Below are 26,510 nucleotides of genomic sequence, written 5' to 3'. Positions count from 1 at the left end.
TACGTTATATATAGTAACTTAAAGGGTGTATATTGTGTATTAAGGCAGAGAAATCTGCCTTTTTATTGCACAATCTAAATTATAGGAATACAGTAAATTATATGTATACTGTGTATGGAAAAAGCATAATTTGTCATCAGTAAAAGTCAGAGCGACGATTGTAGAAGACAATACGGGCATCAAAAGCCAACTGTCTATCTTGGTAACAGAGCAAGGAGAGTTAAGTACAGTCACAGACTACCTACTCAAGCTAGAAGCGGACGGGGTGAGTAACTCTGTCATGGATGGATTTATTCAAGCTGTATCCTTGTTGCTGGATTATATGGAAGCAAATAGAGGATTGTTTGACGATCCGGAGTTGCTCTTTCAGACCTTTTCTAAGCGGCTATACACAGGAACGATTGGTGAAGATGGACTTGATCCATCAAGTTTGTATTGGGTGCCAAGTTCAACCAGTAACGTGAATAAGCACATTCACCGACTGACGGCATTCACTGATTGGCTGTCAGACAAGCAAGGCTCGGCACCTATGAATCCTTTGCGCGATGCCACACCTCATGAGCAGCGATTAAATTACGCTGCATGGTATAGAAAAAACCAAAATGATTTCCTCGGCCATATCGAAGATAAAACCGTCAATAAAACCATCCGTAAGGCGCGAACCATTAAGGGACGCATACCACTCACCAAAACCGAAGATGATGCTATCGCCTTTCCTGAAAAGCATTGGGAAGACTTTTATATAAATGGCATTGGTGGCGCGAGCGACCCACGAGTGGCTCTCAGGGATAAGTTAATACTCATGCTTATGCACGGTGGCGGGCTACGCGAAAGTGAGGCTTTAACGCTCTGGGTCACAGATGTGTTTGAAGCCCCCTATAAACCGGATAGCGCTATCGTTCGAATTTACGATGAAATCGACGGTAAAGCGCCAAGTGATCTTGAAGTGCGTTCTAAAAATCAGAATAGAGAAACATACTTAAAAGAAAAGTATGCGCGTATCCCTCGAATACGAATGAAAGGTACTGCTCATCTTGGTAGGAAATGGCGTTTGCCTGACCATAAAGATAAGTACATACAGGTTCAATGGTTTCCCACCGACTATGGCAGAGTGTTTATGTCACTGTGGAAAACCTATCAAAAGTACCGTGCTAGCATCGAATGCCATCACCCTTATGCGTTTATTGCGTTTCATCACAGCGCGTTAGGCAATCCTTACACCATAAACGCTTTCCATGATAACTACGCCAACGGCTTGAAGCGCATTGGTTTAGAGCCGAGCAAGGCAGAAGGCTTAGATCCACATGGGCACCGACATAATTACGGCAGACGGTTAGAGCGTTCAGGTCTGAACCCTTTGGTGATTCGCCGCTGTATGCACCACAAGTCTTTGGACTCACAAATCCCCTACACAGGAAAAGGTCAGCAGGAAATCTCTGACGAACTGACCCAAGCGACGTTGCAACTGGCAAACCCTGAATCCAAAGTCAAAGCGCTCGACTGGAAAACTCTGATTGAGAATGGTTTTGATGACGTCGACCCGCAGGGCTACTTCACTGGCAAGCATCCAAAATTGAGAGGTAAATAATGTCGAGTAGAGGCAAAAAACATGACGGACGCGCATCGGATTTAACCTTCTCTTGGATGTTGACCACACTTGGTGCCGAATGGCAACAATGGCAGGAACTGGCGGCTGAGTGGATGGCATCACAAACATCTGGTGTCGATGACAAGCGGAAGGCGTTAAGCCGCTTCTTTGAGTCTTATATTGCTGAATATGCACCCTATGCCATCGGCAATATAGATTTGTTTTTTAAGGGCTACCATGGACATAAGTGCTCTAGCGAAGAGTTGGAAAAACTGGTTAAAAAAACGCAAAACAGCCCCGCTTTCATCTATAAAGGCGTGAACTATCCTTATGAATTCATCGACTTTGTTATTGAAAAAGTGTTCTCCGAAGAAGATGATAATGGCAACCTTACTTTCTTAGTTCAAAACCCGCTCAATAAAATTAAAGTACAATTTAATACTGCGGAAACCGTACGTACCCCTTTGCCGTATCGCTATATTCAGGACTTGCGCCAAATCCTTTGTCCGTTACCTGATAAAACCGAACTTGCGGTCATTGAGAAAAATCTCAAGGACGATGATTCCTTTCTCTCAGCTTATTACTATCGCCATTTTAAGCACTGGACTTGGGCGCAGCATCAGACAGGACATGGTTCTCTAGGCGGTGACTGGTTTGAAGTCGAGCCTGAACTGATTGATAAATCCGACCCTGACTGTGTGTGGCGTAGCAAAGAGGTTTTACGCAAACCCAAGGGAGACAAAGCAGCAGTGCCTACCGTTATTCACCAAATCTGGTCGCCTGTAAAAGCGATGGTGATTTTTATGAAGCTCCATCTCCCTCTACGTACCTATCAGGTACGTATGCTAGACAGTGGAGAGGCCGATACGTGGCGATACGAAAATGGTCAATGGGTAGTGAATACCCAACATGATTTTGTTCTTGGAAGTGAAAAGCGCCCTTTTGGGAAAGGTGTTTTCCGCCGCATACATGACACCATGACAGGGCTGTATTCAACAGGGTTGTATATCAACACCAACAAGACCGCTGACCAGAACAAAGATGAACTGGAACGTGGTTACATCATCCCTTGGCAGAACGAAGAGATGCTGTACTGGCTGGAAAAACTGCGTAACTGGCAAGAAAAATACAACCCGATTGTAAAGCCTACCGACTGCACTGCATTATTGAAAAAGCACACTGTCAATAAAAAATCGGACAAACAACTAGAGAGCATGGGCGAAATTGCTTTTTTGTTTCGTGATGCTTCAGCAAAGGGTGAGGATAAGCACAAACCTATCAGTGCCACCGCAACAGCTCCTTTTTGGTATCAACTTCTCCTTGAGTTAGAAAACCAACTTGCAGAGCAAGGTAATACACTTGAAAATGGCAAACGTTTAAAACTGGTTGTGGATTACCCGGAAGGTAAGAGTAAAGGGGATATGAGTGCCACACTCTTTCCTTTGCACAGTTTGCGTGTCTCACTCATCACGGCTTATACGATGGATTCACAACTGCCATTGCCCGTGATTTCTAAGCTATTGGCAGGGCATACGCGCCTGTTGATGACTATCTACTATAACAAAATCACCCCATCGGTGATGGCAGAAAAAATGGATGAAGCGCATGGAGAGCTAGACGAAAAATCCAAGCAATCGGTACGCAATTTCCTCAAAGATGCCTCGATGGAGCAAATACAATGCAAGATGGTGTATCACAACGATGATAGCATTCAGGCGGCGCTGGTTAACCGTAACCCGATAGGTTGGGAGGAGCGCTCGTGTGGGATGTGTCTGGTTGGTGGCAACACCGTTAAATCAAATGAAGCCAGTACCCTTGGAGGTTGTTGGAACGGTGGCGAGTTGATAAGAGATGCCAAATCTGCCACACATCGCATTTATTCTAGCGTACCTCACGGCCCTGAAAACTGCTCTCGCTGCCGCTGGTTTATTACCGAAGCACGTTACCTTCCTGCACTCAATGCCTGCTTCAATCAACTGAGCTACAAAGCGCATCAGGCCGCGAGCCTATCTGTTGAGATTGAAGGTAAACTGGAAGCTCTCAAAGACGAACAGTTCTTTTGTGAGGAGCAAGGCAAGTTGTTTATCAAGTACGATGAACTGCAAGCCCTACAGCGCCGCTATGAAAAACAGCAAGTCGAAGCTGATGAATACGCCAAAGACTGGATTGCGTGCTTTGAGCTTATCAATAAAGTAATTCGTGTCGAAGAAACCAGAAATGAAGATGACGCCAAAGATAAGCTGATTGCGGTTGGCTCTGAGCAAGATGTAAGTCATGCCCTGAGGTTTATCGAAACCGACTCAGAGTTACTGCACTTATCACTGCTGTGTGATAACGCGGAGTTTTACCCTGACTTACAGGACGAGCTGCGTAAAACCCCCGCGATAGAAAAGCGCTCTCGTCAACTTAGCCGTGTGCTGATGAAAAAAGGCTTTGAGCCGATTTTTATGGAAATGGACGACAAACAGCAGCTCATCGCTGCCAATGCCATGTTGCGTCAAATGGCGAAAATTGCTGACCCTGATGACAAACTTGAAGGCTACCGCAAGGTGGCGAACTACATCGAAGCGGGAGAATACCTGAACGATAACAAACTGTTATCTCAGGGTGTTCATGCACTGACTGATAAAACCATTCACCTAGATGGCATCGCACTACCGAACTTATTGGAGGGCTAATGGAACTCGATATTGATGTTATTCTGGCTGACTTAAAAGAAGGCAAGGTGCCTCGCACGCAGCACAACCTCGATAAGCTCAACGACACACTGAAAGCCTATGCGGAATCAGGTCAGCGTGACTTCTCCATCACGCAAATTGGACGGGTGTCAGCCGAAAATGGCGGATTGGCGTATGAGGCTTTGCGTGCCACCCGTAACAAGCACTACCGAACACTCATCGAAGCATGGGCAGCGAAGTGCAATACCAATACCAAAAAACCGCTATCCAACACCTCACGCTCTAAATCAATCCCTGCGGACAATAAACTGTTAGAGCGCATCCCAGACCCTGCGGTTCGCGCCTTGTTCGGTCAAATCATTGCCGAACGTAACCGCTACCGCAAAGAGGTCAATTTGCTCAAGCAACACGCCAATATTACCATCGACAAACGCCCTGTACGCCAGTTTGATACCACCGCAGAAGTGAGCGTGGAAGTGCTGCCATCTCTATCAGGCGTACTCACCGAATCAGAGAAAAAAGCCTTAGCGTATGCCATTTCTGATGAATGTATGGAAAAAAACGACTGGCAATATACTCAGGCGGGGCAAGTAAAAGACATGGAATACAACAGCGAAGTATTCCCTAGGGGCTTTGTCACAGGGCTGCGCAAGCTACTGGGTGAGGTAGATGACTAATGGCAAGTGGGCAGCCGAAATGAACTCACTTAGTTAGTTCATTTCGGCTTGTATCTCAGGCTCAAGAAGCAAAGTCTCTCGCTGAATTTCACGGTCTTGAAATCGTTGTCCCCCCCACTTCGAATTTGGCTTTCGCACTCAAATCCATCAAAAAAACATTGAGTACAAGGGCGTTTTTAGTAGTCTGGTGGCAACAATAAAGTCCGAACACGCAATTACATAACAAGCAATTTAAGCAGCCCCTCAACGCGTGGCATTTTTACTATGCGTTGGTTTTAGTGTTTAAGGTGGTATGTTGCAACTTCGGTATTGCGTTGCTCACACCTTAACAGGGTGTTAGTTTGCATATTTCAGTGTGGTGAGAGAGAAAATATTATGTATGACACAGACCCTCATTATTGTGTTAGCCAAAAGTTTAGCGACATAATTTTAGAAGAGTTCATTGAGCCAAACAGTCGAGACTTATCTAAACATCGCATTTCACAAATAAGTCTAAAAGGGGATAAACGACTTTACAATATCTCTCTATTAACATGCGACGGCTTTACATCTGATGCTGCTTTTGATTTACAGCAGTCACAAGGTGAGCAAGTTGAGTTTAGCCAAACTTTCAACTTTGAGGTGCGAGAAATAATCATTAGCTGTATTGGCCTTGACGAAGAGATATCGATCTCAACTGCTGAGTGTGGGGAAGATTTTATTACTTCACAATTCAGTACAGAGCAGTTTATCTCGTTGTTAAGGTTTGGATTCAATCTAGTATTCTCCAAACTACAAGAAAGTAATTCAGAAGTAATACGGGCCCGCTCAAGTTGGTATGGCGATGAACATCCGTCTTCGCCAGGTGGGTTTGCTTTTTTTATTCCCAGAAAAAAAGAAGAAAATTAAGCGATAAATAAACCCCTTGGGTACAGCTGAGAACAAACTAACAAACTTCTCAAGAGGGATTCGCAACGTGGCGTTATGTGCTTGGAGGAAATAATATGCAAAAGAAGCAAATTGCAAAATACATATTATTTTTCCTTGATATTGGAATTGTTATAGCTGTTGGCTTTTTTCGAGGAAAGCTTATAGAGACTCATCACGGCGTGGTTCTATCTTCGTGGGATAACACTAATGCTCCTGATAAAAGCCGAAGCATCCACATTTATAGAGCAGCCGTAAAGTTAGAGCATGGGGAGGTTGTTCAGGTTATTTGCAAGTCGATCTGTATTGGAGGGCAAGGTGGTTATTGTTGAACAGTACAAGCCATTGTTTGGCAGCTACAGCAACTATTACAGTTCATTATTGGCTCCGTAAAAATGTAACTACACGCATAACAAACGTTTAAGGCTTCAAGATACTTTTTCTAATCCAAGTCTCGCACATTAGAACCCATACTCTAACGTGCTTTTGTCCAAGGACGTGTTGACGTCGATCTCGACAAACACGTCTTTGCCCCTAAGTTTGTTAGAAGCTTAGGTATAGGCCTCTATGCTAACTAATCTCTAGTTAAACAATTTGGCTATAGCATAAAACGAGAAAGGGCTACCAGATGGCAACCCTTTACAAACAGGATAATCATTTTAATTAGTTTTTTTAGTGTTTGATTCGAACTTTTTCAACTTAAACCAGATCTTCTTTCGACCATTATTTCTCAAAGTATTTCCTCCAAAACAACACCACTTTCACCATTGGCAATTCTTTGGAGAAGGCTATTAACTTGTGTTTTTTTATTGATTGAAGTTTCGGTATTTTGAATAGTATTATTTTTATTAATTCTATTCTCATTATTAACTATTTGATTAGACATATTATGCCCCTTAGAAATTTAAAATTAAGGTGCACTGAACATAGGTATTATTTTTAGGATAGAGAATTAAGGGAGATTACAGAGAGAAACTTGCTAGGGATGACGCTGGAAAAATTTCTTTATATTTTATCTTGAAACAACTCTTTGTCAGAGCAACTACCTTGCCACAAACATGACAAGGTAGTTAAAATTCAACTGTGAGACTAAATAGTCGCTACATTTTCTGCTTGAAGACCTTTTGGCCCTTTACCTACAGTAAAAGAAACCTTATCACCTTCAACAAGCTTCTTAAAACCATCGCCTAAAATGCTTCGGAAATGAACAAATAAATCATCGCCATTTTGTTGAGAAATAAAACCGAAACCTTTAGTTTCGTTAAACCACTTTACTGTACCAATTACTTGATTAGACATATTATGCCCCTTATAAAATTAAAAATTAAAAATTAAGGTGCACTGAACATAGGTATTATTTTAGGATAGCGAATTAAGGGAGATTACAGAGAGAAACTTGCTAGGAATGACGCTGGAAGACTTTCTTTATACTTTATCTTGAAACAACTCTTTGTCAGAGCAAGAAACACTATACAGACTTATTTAATTAAAGATACCTTTATTTTAATTTAGTTAATCCCTACAAGTTTAAAGTTGTAGTAACAATCTAGCCCAGAATCCGTGGATGGAAGAGTATGTCCAAAAACTTCTAAGGCGCATCGTTTTGTATCAGCCCCCTATTAAATATGACTGCCAAACTTAATGTTGACCAACAACATTGAGAGGAGGTCATCATGAGAAAGTTATCTTGTACAAAGTGCAGTGGCATAAAAAGGCAATTTAAGCTTGAAGAAATCTGGCGAATCAGAACCAGGCTTGAGCTTGAAAACGACCTAATGCAACTTGCTCTGCTAAACCTAGCCATTGATAGTAAGTTGAGAGCGAGTGATTTACGAAAACTACACGTATACGATGTCTCTTCGCAAGGAGTGATTTATGAGAGGGTTCAATGCATCCAGCAAAAAACGGGCACTGATGTGCACTATGAAATCACTCCTAGAACTCAGCAGAGTATCAGTCAATGGATCTACTCTGCTTTATCTTATCCCGATTTTTGCTAGAACGGCCGCTCTCTTAGTTTTTTCGAGTAATACTTTTCTACAAGGCTTGTTCCGTTGTAGAAAAATCGCCAAATCTGTCCTTATGCGGACATAAATAACCTATAATAATAGTTAAAGATGTATGCTCTCACATAACTACACGTCGCATAACGCTAGCGATAAAAAGAGCCTAGTCCTAGTAATTAGGGGTTACTGTAGAGCTTGAGATATAGTTAGAATCATACTAGCTAATAATTTCTGATTATATTAGAAGTTTAAATAGACCGTCCCTATCCTAAGGCAACACTTAGTAACTAATCGTAAACTGCACACAATTTACTCTAGTTGATTAAGCGCTACCTACCTCATTCAATTTTGCATAGGTCAAATTCCTTACCTATAGCCGGAGGGCATGCTCATGCTCCCAAGTAACAATTCTTCAGGAAACCCCTGGGGCGGAGGTCAGCAAGATCCTCCACATTTGAAAAAAGCTTTTCATACTATTCTTCAGCACTTCAAGAAAATTCTTATCGGTGGCGGACCATCGAGCTTTTTTTCTCCATTTATTATTTTATTTTTAGCTCTCATTTTATGGTCAACATTTTATACCGTTCCAAGTGATTCTGTCGCTGTCGTACAACGCTTTGGTAAGTATGTAAATAATGTTCCTTCGGGGCTCCACATCAAGGTTCCACTTGGTATTGACACGGTAAAAATAGTTCCAGTTAAACGTCAGTTGAAACAAGAGTTTGGTTTTACGACGCCAGGAGCTAATGATCCTCACCAAAGTCCCAGAGTGAACGATCGTCGCCAAGAGACACAAATGGTCACTGGTGATTTAAATGCTGCCCTTGTGGAGTGGGTAGTTCAATATCGAATTTCTGAACCTATTAAGTTTTTGTTCGAAGTCCGGGAACCTAGTGAAACGCTTCGATATGTTTCTGAGTCCGTAATGCGTGAAGTTGTCGGGGATAGAACTGTGGATGAAGTGATCACAATAGGCCGACAAGAAATTGAATATGAAGCGCTTTCAAAAATGCAGGCGCTCTCAACGAAATATGCCTTAGGGATAAGCATTGACCAAGTGCAATTGAAAAACATCAACCCTCCTCAACCTGTTCAGGCATCATTTAACGAAGTGAACCAAGCCCAACAGGAAAAAGAAAAGCTTATTAATGAAGCTCGTCGAGATTACAACAAAGTAATCCCTTTAGCTTTAGGAGAAAAAGATCAAAGGATCAGAGAGGCTGATGGTTATCGTTTAAAAAGAGTGAATGAAGCCGAGGGGGATACAGCGCGATTTAATGCACTATTGTTTGAGTACGTTAAAGCTCCAGAAGTGACCAAACGAAGAATCTACTTAGAAACCATGCAAGCTGTATTACCGAATATTCGGGCCAAAATTATCATTGATGAGCGAGCAAACAATATCTTACCTTTACTTAATCTCAATAAGACACAAGGAGATGCACAATGAAACCGAAAAAAATAGGAGTCATAACCGCATTAGTTTTATGTGTCTCTCTTGGTATATACAACGCACTTTACACCGTGAGTGAAGTACAACAGGTCATTATTACTCAGTTTGGGAAGCCAATAGGAGAACCTGTTGTGGATGCCGGGTTAAAGATAAAAATGCCATTCATTCATGAGATTAACACTATAGACAAAAGAGTGTTGGAGTGGGATGGCAACCCTTCCGATATGCCCACAAAAGATAAGCTGTATATTTCAGTTGATTTATTCGCTCGGTGGCGAATAATCGACCCACTTCAATACTTTTTAAGAATCAAAGATGAGCGTAGTGCACAATCTCGTCTTGACGATATTTTGGGAAGTGAGACGCGAAATGCTGTCGCAAAGCATGAACTAATCGAAATAATTCGTACCAACAAAAACAGAAAACCGTTACGAGATGCCTTATTAAGTGACACTGAAGGAGAGTTAAAAATTGGCACCCTTGTTCCTATTAAAAAAGGGCGTCAACTAGTAGAACAAGAAATATTCTCTGCTGCGTCAGAAAAAATAAAGATATTTGGTATTGAATTGCTCGATATTCGCTTCAAACGTATTAATTACAATGAAAGTGTTCGCCCTAAAATTTACGAGCGAATGATTAGTGAGCGTCGGCAAATCGCGGAACGTTTTTTATCCGAAGGGAATGGGGAAGCTGCGAGGATTCGTGGTGACCGCATCAGAGATTTGAATAAAATCCAGTCTGAAGCCTATCGTGAAGTCGAAGAGATTCGCGGACAAGCTGATGCCAAAGCCGCCGAAATTTATTCGTTAGCTTACAATAAAAGCCCTCAAGCGAGAGACCTTTATGAGTTCACGCGAACAATGCAGTCTTACTCAACTATCATTTCAGAAAATACAACGCTTGTTTTATCTACTAACAGTGACATATTCAAGTTTCTCAATAGCATTGAAGGTAACTTAATACCTACAGTTGAAAACAATGAGTAAAAAAATCCCAATAGCACCAACTAATCCGACTCGATTACCAAAAGAATACATTGATTGGGTCGCTCAACCAGTAAACCGTTTTATACATATTGAATCCGCAGCAGGCATTGTTCTATTTGTTTCAGCAGTACTTGCTGTTTTACTTGCCAATTCAAATCTAAGTGAAGAGTTTGCTCATTTTTGGCAGATTTCGGTAGGGATTACTTTCGGTGATTTAGTCTTTGAGCGTTCTTTGCACAAATGGATAAACGATGCAGGAATGACTTTGTTTTTCTTTCTCATTGCCTTAGAGCTTAAGCGTGAGTTGATGCTAGGTGAACTTCGTAATCCTAAATTAGCTGTACTTTCCATTGCTGCCGCTCTTGGTGGGATGTTGTTGCCTCCTCTTTTCTATTTATTTATCCAATTTGGTGAACCAGGGCATCATGGTTGGGGGACTGTGATGGCGACGGATACCGCATTTGTGATCGGATGCCTAGCGCTCTTAGGACGAAGTATTCCGAGTAGCTTACGAATATTCATGTTATCAATGGCCGTAGTCGATGATATTGGCGCAATCTTTGTTGTGGCTATTGGTTATGGTAATGACATTGAATGGTGGCCCGTCGTTTATGCATTGATAGGTTTTATTATTGTTCGAGGTATGAGCTTCTTGGGAGTTCGCAGTATTGTACTCTTCTCTCTTGTTGGAGGAATGATATGGTTGTCGGTCGACATGTCTGGTATACATCCGACAATTACTGGTGTGATTCTAGGCTTATTAACCCCCACAAATAAGTGGGTCAGCAAGCAACACCTCTCCACTATTGTGAACTCAATAGTGGCATCATCTCCTATGAAGCAATGGAGCGGAGATAAGATTGAAGGAGAGACTTTAAGGACGGCTGCTGCGGCGGCCCGTGAAACGCTTTCACCGGTCGAGCGCTTAGAAATGTTACTTCATCCTTGGGTCGGGTTTATCATCTTACCACTATTCGCCTTTGCTAATGCTGGGATTTCACTAACCAGTACGAACGCAACTTCTCCAATTACTTTTGCTGTCTTTTTGGGTTTTGTTTTTGGCAAGCCTATAGGTATTGTGCTGTTCAGTTGGATATCCGTAAGACTCCGGGTAGCCATGCTTCCAGAAAATATGAATTGGGGAATGATTTTGGGGGGTGGGATGCTAGCTGGCATTGGTTTTACGATGGCATTGTTTATCTCAGAGTTAGCCTATAGCACTGATCAAATTAATGCAGCAAAACTTGGAATTTTCTCAGCTTCCATCTGTTCAGCTTTACTCGGCCTCACTTTTTTACGGTATTTCTCTGTAAGAGAAAAACAGAACAACATCTAAATCTGAATCTGAAATGTATAGAAAGCCTGCGGTGAAAAAGTACCGCAGACTGCTACACCGTAATCTAAGACGCGAGACTTCACTATGACATTTTAGGGATATTAGCTGTCAGCTGCTTCAGAACATATTGAAGGATACCCCCCGAGTTAAAATACTCCAGTTCCTTAGGGTTATCTATACGAGCAGTAACAGGTATGGTGAGCTCAGCACCTTGCGCTGTTACTACGATAATATTGAGCTCCAATAACGGCTTTATAGGTTCGTGGGGGGCAATAAAAACAGTCTCATTACCCTCTAAAGTCAGTGAATTTAATTCATCTGGTCGCATCAGTTGAAGAGGCAGTATGCCCATACCGACTAAATTACTACGATGAATTCGCTCAAACGATTCCGCGATGACCGCTTTCACATTCAATAACAAACAACCTTTTGCCGCCCAGTCACGACTAGAGCCTGAACCATAGTCTTTGCCAGCAAATATTACCAACGGAACGTTAAGTTCGATTGACCTCCTGCTGGCGTCGTAAATAGGAATGATGGGAGGCGCTTTCTCAGTGGTTGACATGTTACAGTCATCCAGTTTGGTATCGCCGTAACATCGCGTGACACCGCCTATCGTCGGGGAGGCGATTTTGTTTTCCAAACGTACATTTGAAAAAGTCCCACGAACCATGATGTGATGATTTCCTCGGCGTGAACCATAGCTATTAAACTCTTCGGGTGTGATGTTTTTTGAAAGTAGATATTGACCCGCCGGACTATGTTCTGAAATGCGGCCTGCTGGTGAAATATGGTCGGTCGTAATTGAATCCCCCAAAATGGCTAATACACGCGCTGATTCAACAGGAAAAGTCGGCGGTGGTATTTCCAAAAAAGGAGGGCGTTGTATGTAAGTGGAGCCTTCGTCCCAAGGGTAGCAGGGGCTATCTTTCATTGACAATTGTTCCCACTCTTCATCACCTTCAGTAATGTCGCTGTAGCTCAATCTAAAGTGGCTCTCATGGACTTGATTTAGCATTTCATCCAGCATGGCTTGGCTTGGCCACAGATCTTTTAGATAGACGGGCTCGTTGTTACTATTGAGCGCAATTGGGTCTTTTTCTAAGTCAATACAGGTCGTACCCGCTAACGCAAATGCGACGACTAAAGGTGGCGAGGCAAGCCAGTTTAGGCTAACAGAGGGGTGTACTCTACCTTCAAAGTTGCGATTACCTGATAATACCGCCGATACATTCAGGCCGTTTTCCGAGATCTCAGTTTCAAGATTGTTTTTTAATGGGCCAGAGTTACCAATGCATGTTGTGCAACCGTATCCAACTCGATGAAATCCCAATAGGTCGAGGTAGTCTTGCAAACCCGTATCATTGAGATATCGAGCGACAGCTAATGAACCGGGTGCGAGAGAAGTTTTGACGTAGCTAGGAACGGTTAACCCTTTTTTAACTGCTGCCTTAGCCACCAAACCCGCAGTCAGCATAACAGCGGGGTTTGACGTGTTAGTGCACGAGGTGATAGCTGCAATGACGACATCACCATGATGTAAGGGTCTGGATGAGCCTGGCTGGCTTGAGTTTGCGGCACCTTCAATAGCACATTGGTCAAGAGTCGCTTGCTTAATGGCGCTGATATTAAGTCTGTCTTGAGGTCGTTTGGGCCCTGCTATTGAGGTACCGATAGCAGATAAATCGACTACAACATTTTCGTCATACTCTGGTGAAGGGCGGTTTGTATCCCACCATAGCTCTTGCTCTAGAGCGTACGCCCGCACTCTATCAATCAGTGAAGAAGGGCGGTTTGTCAGGGTTAAATAGGCGATAGTATTTTCATCAATTGGGAAAAATCCGCAAGTGGCTCCATACTCTGGTGCCATATTGGCAAGCGTTGCTCGGTCTGCCACCGATAGAGTGGCTAAGCCGTCACCATAGTACTCAACGAACTTACCAACCACGCCATGAGACCTTAACCTTTCTGTAATCGTCAAAACCAAATCGGTCGCAGTCACACCGGGACGCAATTGCCCATCAAGACGTACTCCGACAACTCGTGGGATAGCGATATTTAGTGGCTGACCAAGCATTGCAGCTTCGGCTTCTATGCCTCCCACTCCCCAACCCAACACGCCTAACCCGTTTATCATAGTGGTGTGGCTATCGGTTCCTATTACCGTGTCTGGTGTTAACACTCTTTTTTCGTCTTCGCGCACAACTTGAGATAGATATTCCAGATTAACTTGATGGCATATCCCCTTACCGGGAGGGATCACGGTCAAGTTACGGAAGTTTTTTTGTGCCCATTTTAGAAATGTATAACGCTCTCTATTTCGTGCCATTTCATGTGCACGATTTGTTTGTATCGAAGATTCTGAACCTGATTGATAAACAATTAACGAATGGTCAATGACAAGATCAACCGGACATTTAGGTGTTACATAACTCGGATCTCCGCCTTCTTTAGCTACTGCATCTCTTATTGCGGCTAAATCGACTAAAGCAGGTATCCCAGTATAGTCCTGCATCAGTACTCTACTAGGATAGAAGCTCAATTCTGATGAATGACCGTTGTTCTCTGAGTCGAGAGCCTTATTTTTAAAGAGCAATGCTTCAATAATTCGAGATGACTCTTTTAAATCAGAGGTTTGTCGCATTACATTTTCAATAAGCAGACGTTTAGTTACGGGAATTTTGGACAGGTTTACTTGATAATCTTGGGCAAGTTTTTTTAATGACCAGTATCTATATTCTGTACCTTTTAAATTCAGTGACCTTAGATATGTTTGGCGCCATGTTTTCTCGTTAGTGGGTATCATGATTTGTTTCCTTTCAATGATGGTTGACCTTTATAAAAGGCACCTCCTTGTCATAGACTGTTTTCTGGGACATTTTTATATTTCCCATATCCAAATAGCTTTGATCAGCTGAAAATCTATAACCTGAAAGGATCAGAGTTGAATTTCGAAAAGAAGGAAGAAGTTGGAATGGACTTTTACCATCAAACAATAACTAGACAAAAAATGAAGGCAAAGCTTTTGATTGCTATGCCTTCAGCCGTATCTAGATGAGAGCCACGTTTGTTGCGTGTGGTCCTTTCTCACCTGGTTCAACTTCAAAACTTACTTTTTGCCCTTCCAACAGGGTCTTAAACCCATCAGACGAAATCGAACGGAAATGGACAAAAATATCCTTGCCATCACTATCTTTGGTGATAAATCCAAAGCCTTTATTCTCGTTAAACCATTTTACTGATCCAGTTTCTCTGTCAGACATATATACCTCGACTAATCCTATAGGTTAAGGCTCTGGTAACTAGAGCTATTTCATAGTCACTCAAGAGGGCTGTCGCAGAAGTTAAACGAAAAATTTCGAAAATAACTGTGAAAGGAAACTTGTTTTATAATGAAAAAATAACTCAAATTCGCGGAGCTACTTTAAGTATAAGCCTTAAATTGAAAATAGTTAGTTTAGTCTTCGGTCATATTTTAATTTAGCTGTAAGGTTATGATTTTAAAAAATATTATTAAGTTTCTAATGCGTTAGCTAACAAAAAATGACTTTATGCCGACTGCGAGCAAATAGCCGAAGAAGCAACTAGCTGGTTTTTGCGATACTTACAATGCTAATTTAACTAGTGCTGTTACTCACTTTTGTCTATTTTATGCTGACTTGTGTAGTATCATTGTTTCTTTCATAGCCAACGTGGATGCGGTGCGAAATTCAGTCAATCATCAAAATAGGATTATATGTGAGCAAGTTACCTAAACCGACACAAAAGCAGAAACAACTTGGTCTTAATCCGAAAGGAAAAAGGATTAAGCGGATACCAGAAGAGTTGAAGAGAAAGGATGTCCGCAAACGAATAGAAGATATTGAGGAACAAAAGGAATGGGGATTGTGAGTTCAAGAAACCTCTCTGAACTTATCAATACGACACTCCTCATGCATTCTGAAAAACTGAGTAACTTGGAAAGAGACATGCTTGCAGGTTTACTCGACCAACTCTACTGTGAACAGGCTTTGACAGACAAACAAATTAAACTGTGTCAAAGGCTAATACGAAAAACTAATCAAGCCTGTGTATTTATTGATGACACTCCAAACGAACCGTGATTGCTAGGCAATGTCAGTCTTCGATGTTATCAACCCAGCCTTGCTCAAGCGTCAACCGAGTCAGAACTTGATCCATTAAATCTTTGATTTCAATTTGATCAGTACCCTCTGGCGCATGATGCTCTGCTGAGCGCTTTGCGTTCGTTAGGTTTTTCATGAAGATAGCTTCGCTATCCATCACGGCGTGTCTCACGTTGAAGTAAGTGACCTGGTAGGTCGGCATCGTATTATTCCTTCTGTGGGGGCGTGAAGATGTGATGCTTTCAATATAGCACTTTTTCATGCTATAGCGTTCTAACTGACTTAGCCTTCTTGATTAAAATTGACTAGTCAAATCACTGATTATCAAGAAATATGAACGCAAAGCCTACTTCTCTACCTTCCAATATGATGATGCGAGTTCGACTCTCGCTGTACGCTCCAAATCCACAAACCAATGCGCACTATGACTGACATTTATCATCGCCCACCATTGTTTAAGCAACATAACGCCGCTCTCGCTATGATGTCCCTCCCAGACATGTCGTGGGTGCTAATGATGCTTAGAGATTATCTATTGAAGAGCACGGTCTTTCAATGGGCAAATATTGAGCATGCATTAAGGGGAATAGTGCAGCCCCCATACTTTTCCTAACACCTAATAGTCTAAATAGAGTAAATTTCCTAACCAACTTTTGTCCAGAAACGTGTTTCATCGAGTGAGCAAGAAAAATTATAAATGCCTAGTGAGCAGTGCGAGCGTAAGGAGTGGCTTTATTATTTTACTACCATTCCCCTTAAATACCCTTTTGGCAAGGTGATGGTTTCACGCAGTGAGGCCATCACCTTGCTAAGCCTTCAGGGATAAAAAAGCGTACACACCAATATACATAGTATGTACGCCTTTCATATTGAAAAGAAGCATTGCCAGTAAAGGGCTACCACTCACTCTTTCATAAATAGACATGGTTTTTACTGTATACTTAGCGCTGCACCCTTTTTTTGTTTGGCTGGACCAAATTACACGCGATTTTGCGTATAAGCAGCTAGCTCATCCATTGAGGTTTGTGCAACGACTTCGCCATCAATGTAGTAAGTGACAAACTCACCATCGCGCACACCCATGAGTGTCGCCTTCTCGCCGTTATTGTAAGTAATATCCATTTGAACAGTATTCTCATCGATTTGCTGCATTCGACCCTGCTCAATAACACGGTTATTCGATAACGGTGCAATTGGCGCCGTCGTTAACGATTTATCTAACTGGTGGTTTACATCGATGTAAGTATCCATCTTTGTATCGAAGATATGTGGCTTACCATTTAAAGGGTTCTTACCCGTCCAAAACTCTAGAGAGTTAAACACGATGTAGTCCGCTGCGATTGCGACACCATAAACAGGTGCTAAAAGCATGTTTAGACCACCTCGAGCGTAACGGTTATCTACAGCTTTCAAGTTAAACCCCATGACATAACCTGTCACGGCATTACTGCCAACGCAACCTGAAAGTGAAACTGCTACAGCAGTCAATGCACCAATTTTAGCAATTGCCTTTTTCATCAAAACCTCTAGTTAGAAATGTTAGACCTCAAATTCGGCGCGGATATTATCGGATAAAAAGTAGGGTTAAAAGTCCGTTTTTTTGTCCCTCATTATCAGTATTATTTTTAATACAGTCACATTTTTTAAGCCTATGATTGCTCTTCCTTCTGTACCTCTCGTTATGTATTAAACTGATAGAAAAGATCATATTGAAAACAAAAACTTCACACATGCTGAGGTTTCGCGCATGACGATTAAAGTAATTTGTCGTGTCCTTAATGAGAATGATTAGTGCGATTTTGCAGCAATTGTTACATTGCTGATAACGCATTTGACAGAGATGGTTTATGGCCAGAAGTAAAAAAAGCAAAGTGTTTGAGCTCTTAGGGCATCAAATACAACCAGGACAACGATTAGAGATCGAATTTGAAGCAGCGAAGCTATACACACATTCGCCTTTATCTATTCCCGTGGAAATCATCCATGGGAAACAAGAAGGGCCTGTGTTAATGGTGAATGCTGCTATCCATGGTGATGAGCTTAATGGCGTAGAAATCGTTCGTCAGATCATTAACCAACTGGATCCACAAAAACTGAAAGGCACTGTCATTGCAGTACCTATCGTTAACGTTTTTGGTTTCATCCATAAATCACGGTACTTGCCCGATCGACGAGATCTCAACCGTTGTTTTCCTGGCAGTGAAAAAGGCGCGCTTGCATCTCGAATGGCACACGGCTTCTTTAACAACATAGCCAAACGTTGTGACTACATTTTGGATCTGCACACTGGGGCCATTCACCGCACGAACTTGCCACAGATTCGCGCAAACTTAAGCAACCCAGAAACTCTGCGTATTGCTCAGGCGTTTGCGACGCCAGTGATTGTTGATTCAGCATTGCGTGATGGCTCTTTACGCAGTGAAGCAGAAAAATGTGATATCCCCGTGCTAACCTACGAGGCTGGCGAAGCATTGCGTTTTGATCCACTGTCAATCAGCGCTGGTGTACTCGGGGTTCGGCGTGTAATGCAAGCCATTGGCATGCTGCGCGCTAGCCGAAAAAAGCTGCCTGAGCCTATCATAGCGAAGTCCACCAGCTGGGTTCGTGCGTCAGGTAACGGTATTTTGCGTACTGTCGTTAATCTGGGAGACAAAGTGGAACAGGGTGAAACTCTCGCCTATATCAGCTCTCCTCTTGGACATGATGAGGTAGAGCTCAAAGCGCCAAAGCGTGGCTTGGTGATCGGTCAACAAACTTTGCCACTGGTTAATGAAGGCGATGCGATCTTCCACCTTGCTTACTTCAACCAAGGTGATGATTCGGTAGAACAAGCCGTTGAAAGTTACATTGAAGGACTGACCGAGTTCGATGTCGAGCCACTGACTACCGGACAGATCCCGTTAGAAACTCAGTAATTCCTACCAAGTACGCACTTGATTAGCTCGAAAGGAGCAACAGTGCTCGCACCATCTTGTTTAAAAGCCAATGAGCTCAGCGTCCATGATGCTGGGCTTTTTGTTTTCTGTAAGCTAACGATACTCATCGTAGTTTCCACGAATGGATAAAAAACTTTACAAGCCATCGCAAAAACACATTTGATAATCAATCTCATTATCATTTATTAATCGTAATAATGTTCTTATAATCCGAGCTTCATAAAAACACTATAAATCATCAATATGAAACGATTAAAAAGTCATCCATTCAAAGTAAATCTCATTTCACTAACTTTGCTCTTCCCTCTTTATTCATATGCCGAGACAACGCCAAATGAAGAACTTGAAGTCATCGGTGTGCGTTATGCCAAACCTATTACCATTGCTGAGCCTGCGCAAACCACCATTGATTGGTCAGAGATTGAAGAGCAACAGTACTCTAATTTTGCCTCAATGATCGATGCCGTTCCGGGCGCATCATTAGATGGTGGCGGTCGTTCTGGTGGCGAACGTATTAACATTCGTGGTTTTGATGATCCAAGCGATATCGCCGTATTTGTCGATGGCGCTCCTATTGGCTTTCAACAATACCGCTACGGAACTTTCTTTTTTGATCCGTTCTTGATTGGTGAAGCAGAAATTATCAAGGGCGCGCACGACTATCGAGCACTCAACGGAAAGTTTGGTGGCTCAATTCGTATTAAAACCAAGAGTGTCGATGACCTACTGTACGGCAATAGAAACTTTGGTGCTCGCATCTCAAGTGCATACAACACCAACGGCAATGAGAATGCCTACACGCTAACACTCTATGGTAAAAACGATACTGGTTTTTATTTTCTAGCGAATGGCTCGGTAAAAGATTCTGATGACATTAAAGTCGGTGGTGGTGACACGCTGGATTACTCAGGTTATGAGCAAGAAAACATGCTCGTAAAAGTCGGTTATGAAAACAACGATCACGAGTTTGAAATTAGCCACACTCGCTACAAAGATGAAGGTCGTAAACCTTGGGCTAACCGCCGCGGAAAAATGCCTAACATCACTGAGTACAACATCAAGAAATACGGATCATTAGAAAAAGCCAAATACGCATACACCGTCGATAATAAATACACGGATAACACCACGACCATCTCTTACCACTACATGCCGACTAACCCGTATATTGATTTCAATATCAAAATGGCACGTTCTGAAAACGATCGTCACTGGGTTCGCCCTGACGTGGCATTCGAGAAAATGTTCGTTTCTGTTGGCAGTTACGGTCACGAGTCTTGGTTGAGTTACGAGCGTGACTATGCTGATGTGTTTAACCAAGCGCAGTTCGGAGACCACACTCTAGTGACAGGGCTTCAATATCAAAAAACCGATAGAGACTCATTAGTATTCAACGCATCATACGACAGTAATGAAGCCAAAAACTACGGTTGGTATACCCCTTACTACGAACCATCTGGCACTCAGTCAATTTATGCGGCTTACATTGCTGATCACTATCAAGCAACAAACCGTCTAACCATCACACCTTCTCTGCGTTACGAATACATTAAGAGTGAAGGAAAAGGGAACGCTGCGCCGGATTATAATGACCCAGCCGCTGGACATGACTACGGTGAAACGACGCATAAAGGCTTTAGCCCACGTTTGGATATCGACTTTAATGCGACTAATAATACGCGTTTAAACGCCTCCTACGCCTACGCTTTAAAAGCACCAACCGTTGATAACATCTACTCAGTGCAATATGCACGAGCTACCGCTACGGCTACTGCTTTGAATCTGGACGTGTCTCGTATCCATGCTTATCAAGCAAGCGTTATCAACTTAACGGAAGGGCTGGTGAACTCTCGCGATAACCTCGCAACAGAGTTAACTTTGTTCTATAACGATGTTAGCGACACGGTTGATATACGAACGGGCGAAAACCTCGACACCAATACTACTGAGTTACAAAGCTGGAATACAAACCTAGATGGCTTTAAAAACTACGGCTTTGAGCTAATTTCACAATACCGGATTGAAGATTTCTACAGTAATTTCTCAGCAAGTTACATTCGCGGCAAAAACAAAGGTAGTCTATCTGACTCCACAGGTTCAGATGATGATCACCCTGATGTGCCACCATTAAATATCAACTTAGGTTTAGGTTACGAATGGATTCCTGGTTTACGTACGGGCTGGGAAGTCCGTTGGTATGATGCGCAAACCAAAACCAAGGCAAGCGGTAACAATTTAAAAGTGAAATCGCCAAGTGAGCAATACACGCTACAAAACGCTTACGTGGTTTGGGAAATACAACAAGTCGAAGGCTTGAGTGTTGGCGCTGTTGTGAAAAACTTAACCGATCGTTACTACGAAGCATACCTATCTAATGGCGTGCCTTCGCCTGGTCGCGAAGTCAAACTGCATCTCACTTATCAATACTAACCATACCTAAAAGATGCAGGGCAGACATTAACTGCCCTGCTGTTTCTTAACGAACAACCATAATTGCACACCGTTTTATTTATCAGTACTATCATTTCTTTTTGCTTGCATACACACTATGAACAACTTAAAAACATTGTTTCTTCTTGCTTGCTTCGTTCCAGCAAGTCAAAGCCTGGCACAGACTTCTGAGAGCATTGCTGACTACTTACAAGAGCAGAGTCAGCACCAGGTTATTGAGGATCATTACGCACAACCAACAACAAATAGCCTGAATCTAGACGCCAAAGCAAACGCGTTAACTTGGCACGAAGATGGCAAGCCGGATCACTGTCGTTACGCCAAGCAGCCCAAGGACGTCGCAACACATTTCGACTACGGTGAAGCAAACGATCTATCTGACGGATTGCAACACTTTGATTTACCAGAGAGGCACTCGGCAAAGGGCAAGTCAACACATCGCACTTATGCTAATAACCCTCACCTTCTTCCTGGCAATAAACAATTTGCAGCCCCTGAAGACGGTACGTTTAGTCTGTCAGTATCTTCGGATTGTTTTTAAGTCGATACAATAAAAAATGCCCTGAGACAAAACTCAGGGCATTTTCACTTTTTGTTTGATGGGTGACGTCACCATCTCACCGACTTGAATCTATTCTTCGTCAGCGTCTACTTCAGCGTCACGTGCTTTGCGGGCTTCTTCTTTACGAACTTTTGCCGCTAGTTGTTCTGCTTCACGCTCTTGACGTTGCGCTGCTTTACGCTCGTTACGAACCACTTGGTTTTGGATAAAACCAGCCAGTTCTTGTTCAGCCCAAGCTTGTGCTTTCTCTTCGCTGTCAAAGCCAGTTTCACGCTTTGATACTACAGTCTTACGAGATGTCACTTGGCGAGTGATTTCTGCGCTCCAGCCGTTACGTTTTTCAGTGACGCGGATAGCAAATTTTGGATTCTTAGACATTTCTTTCATTTCCTAAGGGATTTAGGGATCAATCAGGGATTCGGTCAACTTGATAACTCCATCTAAGCTGAGCTGTTTAACACCATCCCTTGGTAAGCGCGGTATTAGAGCATAAAAGTAATCTAAACGCTGCAAGTTTTTTACGCGAGATAATAGATGACAAAGAAGAGGCAGAACAAAGCAACGTTTCGCCCAGTCACTAGAAAGAGCGACAAAGAAAAAAGAGTGATAAGAAAAAAGAAAACGCTGGTCTCTCAACCAACGCTTTACTTAAGCTAGATTAACCTTTGGTTAATTAACCGATATTCTTACGTGCATTTTGGAACATACGCATCCAAGCACCATTTTCACCCCAACCTTCCGGAGCCCAAGAGTTTGCAACTGTGCGGAATACACGCTCTGGGTGAGGCATCATGATTGTCACGCGACCGTCTGCTGTTGTTAAGCCAGTAATCGCGTTTGGCGAACCGTTCGGGTTGTTCGGGTATTGTTGCGTCGGGTTACCGAGGTTATCCACGTAACGAACCGCAACCGTACCTGATGCCTCGATCGCTGCCAGGTGCTCTGCATCACGTACTTCTACACGCCCTTCTCCGTGGGAAACCGCGATTGGCATGCGCGAACCAGCCATTCCGTCGAAGAATACAGAATCAGATTTCTGAACTTCAACTAGGCTAAAGCGCGCTTCAAAACGCTCAGATTCGTTACGAACAAAACGTGGCCACAAGTCTGCACCCGGGATCAGCTCTTTCAGGTTAGAAAGCATCTGACAACCGTTACATACACCTAAAGAGAACGTCTCTTTACGGTTAAAGAAGGCTTGGAACTGTTCACGAGCTTGTGCGTTAAACAGGATAGACTTAGCCCAGCCTTCACCCGCACCTAGTACGTCGCCGTAAGAGAAGCCACCACAAGCTACTAGGCCATGGTATTCATCCAGAACGGCTTGACCCGTTAGGATATCACTCATATGAATGTCGGTTGCTTCAAAACCTGCGCGGTCAAACGCTGCTGCCATTTCAACGTGGGAGTTAACACCCTGCTCACGTAGAATCACCATCTTAGGCTTCGCACCTTTTGCAATGTAAGGCGCTGCAACGTCTTCATTTACGTCGAAGCTTAGCTTAACGTTTAGACCCGGGTCAGAGTTGTCTTTCTTAGCTTCGTGCTCTTGGTCAGCACACGCTGGGTTATCACGTAGCGCCTGCATCTTATGCGTTGTTTCAGCCCAGATAACACGTAGTTCGGTACGTGAACGTTCAAGAACAACTGCATCACCAGAAGTGATAATAAAGTCGTCTGAAGCGTTAACTGAACCAATCACATGTGAACATGCCTCTAAGCCGTTTGCCGCCAGAGTAGATAGAACTGAATCCAGCTCATCATTCTTAACTTGAACAACCGCACCTAGCTCTTCGTTAAATAGAACGGCTAGCGCATCATCACCCAGCTCTGCGATGTTCGCTTTTACGCCACAATGACCCGCGAACGCCATCTCAGCCAGTGTAACAAACAGACCGCCGTCGCCTTTATCGTGGTAAGCCACTAGCTTGTCATCACGTACTAACGCTTGCATTGCATCAAAGAAGCCTTTTAGCTGCTCAGCGTTATCTACGTCAGCAGGTTTGTCACCCAGCTGTTTGTATACTTGTGCCAATGCTGTCGCACCTAAGCGGTTTTTGCCGTTACCCAAGTCAACAAGAACTAGAGAAGTATCGCCTTTGTCAGTGCGTAGTTGTGGAGTCACGGTCTTACGTACGTCTTCCACACGACCAAATGCCGTGATAACTAGAGACAGTGGAGAAGTGACTTCTTTACTCTCGCCGTTCTCTTCCCACTTGGTTTTCATCGACATGGAGTCTTTACCAACTGGGATCGTCAAACCTAATGCAGGACAGAGCTCTTCACCCACCGCTTTGACTGCTTCATAAAGACCTGCATCTTCACCTGGGTGACCCGCTGGCGACATCCAGTTCGCAGACAGTTTAATGTGTTTAATATCACCGATGTCTGTTGCCGCAATGTTCGTTAGTGACTCACCAACAGCTAGGCGAGCCGATGCACCAAAGTCTAGTAATGCCACTGGCGTGCGCTCACCCATCGACATTGCTTCGCCGTGGTAAGTGTCATAGCTTGCCGCTGTTACTGCACAGTTTGCTACTGGTACCTGCCAAGGGCCAACCATTTGATCACGAGCAACCAGACCCGTTACTGTTCGGTCACCGATAGTAATTAGGAATGTTTTTTCTGCAACCGCTGGAAGACGAAGTACGCGATCCACCGCTTCATTAAGCTCAATACCATCACGAACAATGGCAGGGCTTTCCACCTTTAGTGTGGTTGCGTCGCGGTGCATCTTCGGTGGCTTACCAAGCAGGATATCCATTGGCATATCGATTGGCGTATTGTCGAAGTGAGAATCTTCTAGCGTTAGATGACGCTCTTCTGTCGCCACACCCACCACTGCATATGGTGCGCGTTCACGCTTACAGATTGCATCGAATGCTTCCATGTTTTCTGGCGCTACCGCAAGAACGTAACGCTCCTGTGATTCATTACACCAAATTTCTAGCGGACTCATGCCCGGCTCATCGTTTGGTACATCGCGTAATTGGAACTTACCGCCACGCTCACCGTCGTCGACAAGTTCAGGCAATGCGTTAGAGATACCACCCGCGCCCACATCGTGGATAAATGCGATTGGGTTGTCGTCGCCTAGCTGCCAACAACGGTCGATCACTTCTTGACAGCGACGCTCCATCTCTGGGTTTTCACGCTGTACTGACGCGAAGTCCAGATCTTCTGCTGACTGACCAGACGCCATTGAAGACGCCGCGCCACCACCAAGACCGATGTTCATTGCAGGACCACCAAGTACGATTAAGCTCGCACCCACTGGAATTTCTTTCTTCTGCACGTGTTTGTCACGAATGTTACCCATACCACCAGCAATCATGATTGGTTTGTGGTAACCACGGATTTCTTCACCCGCGTGAGAGGTCACTTTTTCTTCGTAAGTACGGAAGTAACCCAATAGATTTGGACGACCAAATTCATTGTTGAATGCCGCGCCGCCTAGAGGACCTTCAAGCATGATGTCTAGCGCGTTAACAATACGACCTGGCTTGCCAAAGTCGGTTTCCCATGGCTGTTCAAAACCAGGAATACGTAAGTTAGAGGTTGTAAAACCAACCAGACCTGCTTTTGGCTTACCACCGATACCCGTCGCGCCTTCGTCACGGATCTCACCGCCTGAACCAGTCGATGCGCCCGGCCATGGAGAGATTGCCGTTGGGTGGTTGTGCGTCTCTACCTTCATTAAGATGTGCGCATCTTCATGGTGGTAAGTGTATTGACGAGATTTAGGATCTGGGAAGAAACGACCCGCTTTAGAGCCCGTCATAACGGCCGCGTTGTCTTTGTATGCAGACAGCACATAGTCAGGTGTCGTTTCGAACGTGTTTTTGATCATTTTGAACAAAGACTTAGGTTGTTCTACCCCGTCGATAGTCCAATCTGCGTTAAAAATTTTGTGGCGACAGTGCTCTGAGTTCGCCTGAGCAAACATCATCAATTCAATGTCGTTTGGGTTACGCCCAAGCTTAGTAAAGTTCTCTACCAAGTAATCAATTTCATCTTCTGCGAGTGCCAAACCAAGGGAAACGTTTGCTTCTTCAAGCGCAAGACGACCGCCCGCTAAGATATCAACATGCGCCACAGGCTTAGGCTCAGCGACTGTAAACAGCGCTGACGCAGCTTCAAATGCTGTAAATACCGTTTCCATCATGCGGTCATGAATTAACGCTTTGACAGCGCCAACTTGAGCTTCTGATAGAACAACTGAAGATTCGACATAATAAGCCGTACCGCGCTCTAGACGTTTCACTTTATCCAAGCCACAGTTAACAGCGATATCGGTAGATTTAGAAGACCAAGGCGAGATAGTGCCTGGACGAGGCGTAACAAGAAGTAGAAGACCTTCTGGCTCATGCTCTTCGATGGTTGGGCCGTAAGTTAGTAACTTTTCAAGTTTTTCTAACTCTTGGTCATCAAGGTCAGACTTTAGATCGGCAAAGTGCATAAACTCGGCATAAATGCCAGTTACAGGCAGATCTTGTTCACGACAAAGTTCCAGTAGTTTATTAACACGAAACTCAGAAAGAGCTGGGGAGCCACGCAAAATTCTCATGTGCTTAGGTCTCTTATGCAATTGATTAAGGTGATATTGGAATAAATTCAGACACTTAAAATAAGCCCTGTCGAACCTATGCCGATTCCACCTCGTCATTGCGAGCGCATTATATAGCAATTGTTTTTGTGATGTAACACCAAAAGCAACCGTTTGCGTCATTTTTTTTGTCAAATTTGAATTACGACTAAAATGTCGATAAAACACACAATGTCACGCTATAAGTGTGTGATTCACTTT

The 26,510-nt window shown here is 43.4% G+C and carries 20 protein-coding genes and 1 pseudogene; 13 read left to right on the top strand and 8 right to left on the bottom strand.

Going from position 1 to position 26,510, the window contains the following annotated elements:
• The first annotated feature begins 130 nt into the window (after positions 1-130).
• The 5 genes from gmtY to L3V32_RS00625 all read left to right on the top strand — a co-directional run bounded on the left by gmtY (position 131) and on the right by L3V32_RS00625 (position 6,181).
• A complete protein-coding gene (gene gmtY, locus L3V32_RS00650; RefSeq protein WP_029865152.1) occupies positions 131-1,588 on the top strand; it encodes a gamma-mobile-trio recombinase GmtY in 1,458 nt (485 codons plus the stop codon).
• Positions 1,588-4,266, top strand: a complete 2,679-nt coding sequence (locus tag L3V32_RS00645; protein WP_237283654.1) for an integrase family protein — start codon at positions 1,588-1,590, stop codon at positions 4,264-4,266. The genes gmtY and L3V32_RS00645 overlap by 1 nt, the downstream gene beginning before the upstream one ends.
• Complete coding sequence (gmtX, locus tag L3V32_RS00640) at positions 4,266-4,943, top strand: gamma-mobile-trio protein GmtX (RefSeq protein ID WP_025768886.1); 678 nt, start codon at positions 4,266-4,268, stop codon at positions 4,941-4,943. The genes L3V32_RS00645 and gmtX overlap by 1 nt, the downstream gene beginning before the upstream one ends.
• A 375-nt stretch (positions 4,944-5,318) precedes the next feature.
• Complete coding sequence (locus L3V32_RS00630; RefSeq protein ID WP_025768885.1) at positions 5,319-5,831, top strand: hypothetical protein; 513 nt, start codon at positions 5,319-5,321, stop codon at positions 5,829-5,831.
• A gap of 95 nt (positions 5,832-5,926) precedes the next feature.
• Entirely contained in the window at positions 5,927-6,181 is a 255-nt protein-coding gene (locus tag L3V32_RS00625) for a hypothetical protein (protein ID WP_237283653.1), read from the top strand.
• Positions 6,182-6,579: 398 nt separating this feature from the next.
• Here L3V32_RS00625 and L3V32_RS00620 read toward each other — a convergent pair whose 3' ends face one another.
• Complete coding sequence (locus L3V32_RS00620) at positions 6,580-6,735, bottom strand: hypothetical protein (RefSeq protein WP_167394233.1); 156 nt, start codon at positions 6,733-6,735, stop codon at positions 6,580-6,582.
• Positions 6,736-6,938: 203 nt separating this feature from the next.
• A complete protein-coding gene (locus L3V32_RS00615; protein ID WP_069543965.1) occupies positions 6,939-7,148 on the bottom strand; it encodes a cold-shock protein in 210 nt (69 codons plus the stop codon).
• Positions 7,149-7,522: 374 nt separating this feature from the next.
• Here L3V32_RS00615 and L3V32_RS00610 point away from each other — a divergent pair.
• The 4 genes and pseudogenes from L3V32_RS00610 to nhaA all read left to right on the top strand — a co-directional run.
• A pseudogene (locus L3V32_RS00610) lies at positions 7,523-7,825 on the top strand (integrase); the annotation flags it as partial.
• 421 nt (positions 7,826-8,246) lie between these two features.
• A complete protein-coding gene (hflK, locus tag L3V32_RS00605) occupies positions 8,247-9,305 on the top strand; it encodes an FtsH protease activity modulator HflK (protein ID WP_237283652.1) in 1,059 nt (352 codons plus the stop codon).
• Positions 9,302-10,294, top strand: a complete 993-nt coding sequence (gene hflC, locus L3V32_RS00600) for a protease modulator HflC (protein ID WP_237283651.1) — start codon at positions 9,302-9,304, stop codon at positions 10,292-10,294. Before hflK ends, hflC begins: the two co-directional genes overlap by 4 nt.
• Positions 10,287-11,630 (top strand): Na+/H+ antiporter NhaA, encoded by a 1,344-nt coding sequence (gene nhaA / locus L3V32_RS00595; protein WP_029852869.1) that lies wholly within the window; start codon positions 10,287-10,289, stop codon positions 11,628-11,630. Before hflC ends, nhaA begins: the two co-directional genes overlap by 8 nt.
• Before the next feature lie 82 nt (positions 11,631-11,712).
• On the opposite strand, the gene acnA is transcribed toward nhaA, so the two are convergent.
• Both acnA and L3V32_RS00585 read right to left on the bottom strand, forming a co-directional pair.
• Entirely contained in the window at positions 11,713-14,436 is a 2,724-nt protein-coding gene (acnA, locus tag L3V32_RS00590) for an aconitate hydratase AcnA (RefSeq protein ID WP_237283650.1), read from the bottom strand.
• A 244-nt stretch (positions 14,437-14,680) separates the two neighbouring features.
• Positions 14,681-14,893 (bottom strand): cold-shock protein, encoded by a 213-nt coding sequence (locus tag L3V32_RS00585; RefSeq protein WP_005378997.1) that lies wholly within the window; start codon positions 14,891-14,893, stop codon positions 14,681-14,683.
• 475 nt (positions 14,894-15,368) lie between these two features.
• Between L3V32_RS00585 and L3V32_RS00580 the strand changes: the two genes are divergently transcribed.
• The gene (locus tag L3V32_RS00580) at positions 15,369-15,521 is read left to right on the top strand and encodes a hypothetical protein (protein WP_194944325.1); all 153 of its coding nucleotides are present in this window, start codon (positions 15,369-15,371) and stop codon (positions 15,519-15,521) included.
• Positions 15,522-15,746: 225 nt separating this feature from the next.
• Here the strand turns inward: L3V32_RS00580 and L3V32_RS00575 are convergent, their stop codons facing one another.
• Positions 15,747-15,956: a hypothetical protein gene (locus L3V32_RS00575; RefSeq protein WP_005378991.1), complete on the bottom strand. Its 210-nt coding sequence runs from the start codon at positions 15,954-15,956 to the stop codon at positions 15,747-15,749.
• A gap of 776 nt (positions 15,957-16,732) precedes the next feature.
• Positions 16,733-17,272, bottom strand: a complete 540-nt coding sequence (locus tag L3V32_RS00570) for a DUF3332 domain-containing protein (protein WP_237283649.1) — start codon at positions 17,270-17,272, stop codon at positions 16,733-16,735.
• Positions 17,273-17,601: 329 nt separating this feature from the next.
• On the opposite strand from L3V32_RS00570, the gene L3V32_RS00565 reads away from it, so the two are divergent.
• From L3V32_RS00565 to L3V32_RS00555, 3 genes are all read left to right on the top strand, one after another.
• Positions 17,602-18,669 (top strand): succinylglutamate desuccinylase/aspartoacylase family protein, encoded by a 1,068-nt coding sequence (locus L3V32_RS00565; protein WP_005391426.1) that lies wholly within the window; start codon positions 17,602-17,604, stop codon positions 18,667-18,669.
• A gap of 264 nt (positions 18,670-18,933) precedes the next feature.
• Complete coding sequence (locus tag L3V32_RS00560) at positions 18,934-21,120, top strand: TonB-dependent receptor domain-containing protein (RefSeq protein ID WP_237283648.1); 2,187 nt, start codon at positions 18,934-18,936, stop codon at positions 21,118-21,120.
• A gap of 118 nt (positions 21,121-21,238) precedes the next feature.
• Positions 21,239-21,682 carry a DNA-directed RNA polymerase subunit beta gene (locus L3V32_RS00555; RefSeq protein WP_237283647.1) on the top strand — a complete coding sequence of 148 codons (444 nt, stop codon included), beginning with the start codon at positions 21,239-21,241 and terminating at the stop codon, positions 21,680-21,682.
• A gap of 90 nt (positions 21,683-21,772) precedes the next feature.
• Here L3V32_RS00555 and L3V32_RS00550 read toward each other — a convergent pair whose 3' ends face one another.
• On the bottom strand, positions 21,773-22,081 hold the full coding sequence (locus L3V32_RS00550; RefSeq protein WP_005391432.1) for a DUF3622 domain-containing protein: 309 nt from the start codon (positions 22,079-22,081) through the stop codon (positions 21,773-21,775).
• Positions 22,082-22,376: 295 nt separating this feature from the next.
• A complete protein-coding gene (gene purL / locus L3V32_RS00545; protein ID WP_237283936.1) occupies positions 22,377-26,270 on the bottom strand; it encodes a phosphoribosylformylglycinamidine synthase in 3,894 nt (1,297 codons plus the stop codon).
• Between the last annotated feature and the right edge of the window lie 240 nt (positions 26,271-26,510).

This window comes from Vibrio sp. J2-4 (genome assembly GCF_021728155.1).
GTDB lineage: Bacteria > Pseudomonadota > Gammaproteobacteria > Enterobacterales > Vibrionaceae > Vibrio > Vibrio diabolicus.
This window is presented reverse-complemented; position numbering and strand designations above follow the sequence as displayed.

Coding starts and splice junctions, on each gene's coding strand:
- L3V32_RS00630 (WP_025768885.1), top strand. CDS start 5,319: ATGTATGACACAGACCCTCATTATTGTGTTAGCCAAAAGTTTAGCGAC.
- gmtX (WP_025768886.1), top strand. CDS start 4,266: ATGGAACTCGATATTGATGTTATTCTGGCTGACTTAAAAGAAGGCAAG.
- L3V32_RS00645 (WP_237283654.1), top strand. CDS start 1,588: ATGTCGAGTAGAGGCAAAAAACATGACGGACGCGCATCGGATTTAACC.
- nhaA (WP_029852869.1), top strand. CDS start 10,287: ATGAGTAAAAAAATCCCAATAGCACCAACTAATCCGACTCGATTACCA.
- hflC (WP_237283651.1), top strand. CDS start 9,302: ATGAAACCGAAAAAAATAGGAGTCATAACCGCATTAGTTTTATGTGTC.
- L3V32_RS00585 (WP_005378997.1), bottom strand. CDS start 14,893: ATGTCTGACAGAGAAACTGGATCAGTAAAATGGTTTAACGAGAATAAA.
- L3V32_RS00555 (WP_237283647.1), top strand. CDS start 21,239: ATGAACAACTTAAAAACATTGTTTCTTCTTGCTTGCTTCGTTCCAGCA.
- L3V32_RS00565 (WP_005391426.1), top strand. CDS start 17,602: ATGGCCAGAAGTAAAAAAAGCAAAGTGTTTGAGCTCTTAGGGCATCAA.
- L3V32_RS00620 (WP_167394233.1), bottom strand. CDS start 6,735: ATGTCTAATCAAATAGTTAATAATGAGAATAGAATTAATAAAAATAAT.
- L3V32_RS00550 (WP_005391432.1), bottom strand. CDS start 22,081: ATGTCTAAGAATCCAAAATTTGCTATCCGCGTCACTGAAAAACGTAAC.
- L3V32_RS00575 (WP_005378991.1), bottom strand. CDS start 15,956: ATGCCGACCTACCAGGTCACTTACTTCAACGTGAGACACGCCGTGATG.
- L3V32_RS00625 (WP_237283653.1), top strand. CDS start 5,927: ATGCAAAAGAAGCAAATTGCAAAATACATATTATTTTTCCTTGATATT.
- hflK (WP_237283652.1), top strand. CDS start 8,247: ATGCTCCCAAGTAACAATTCTTCAGGAAACCCCTGGGGCGGAGGTCAG.
- L3V32_RS00560 (WP_237283648.1), top strand. CDS start 18,934: ATGAAACGATTAAAAAGTCATCCATTCAAAGTAAATCTCATTTCACTA.
- acnA (WP_237283650.1), bottom strand. CDS start 14,436: ATGATACCCACTAACGAGAAAACATGGCGCCAAACATATCTAAGGTCA.
- L3V32_RS00615 (WP_069543965.1), bottom strand. CDS start 7,148: ATGTCTAATCAAGTAATTGGTACAGTAAAGTGGTTTAACGAAACTAAA.
- L3V32_RS00570 (WP_237283649.1), bottom strand. CDS start 17,272: ATGAAAAAGGCAATTGCTAAAATTGGTGCATTGACTGCTGTAGCAGTT.
- purL (WP_237283936.1), bottom strand. CDS start 26,270: ATGAGAATTTTGCGTGGCTCCCCAGCTCTTTCTGAGTTTCGTGTTAAT.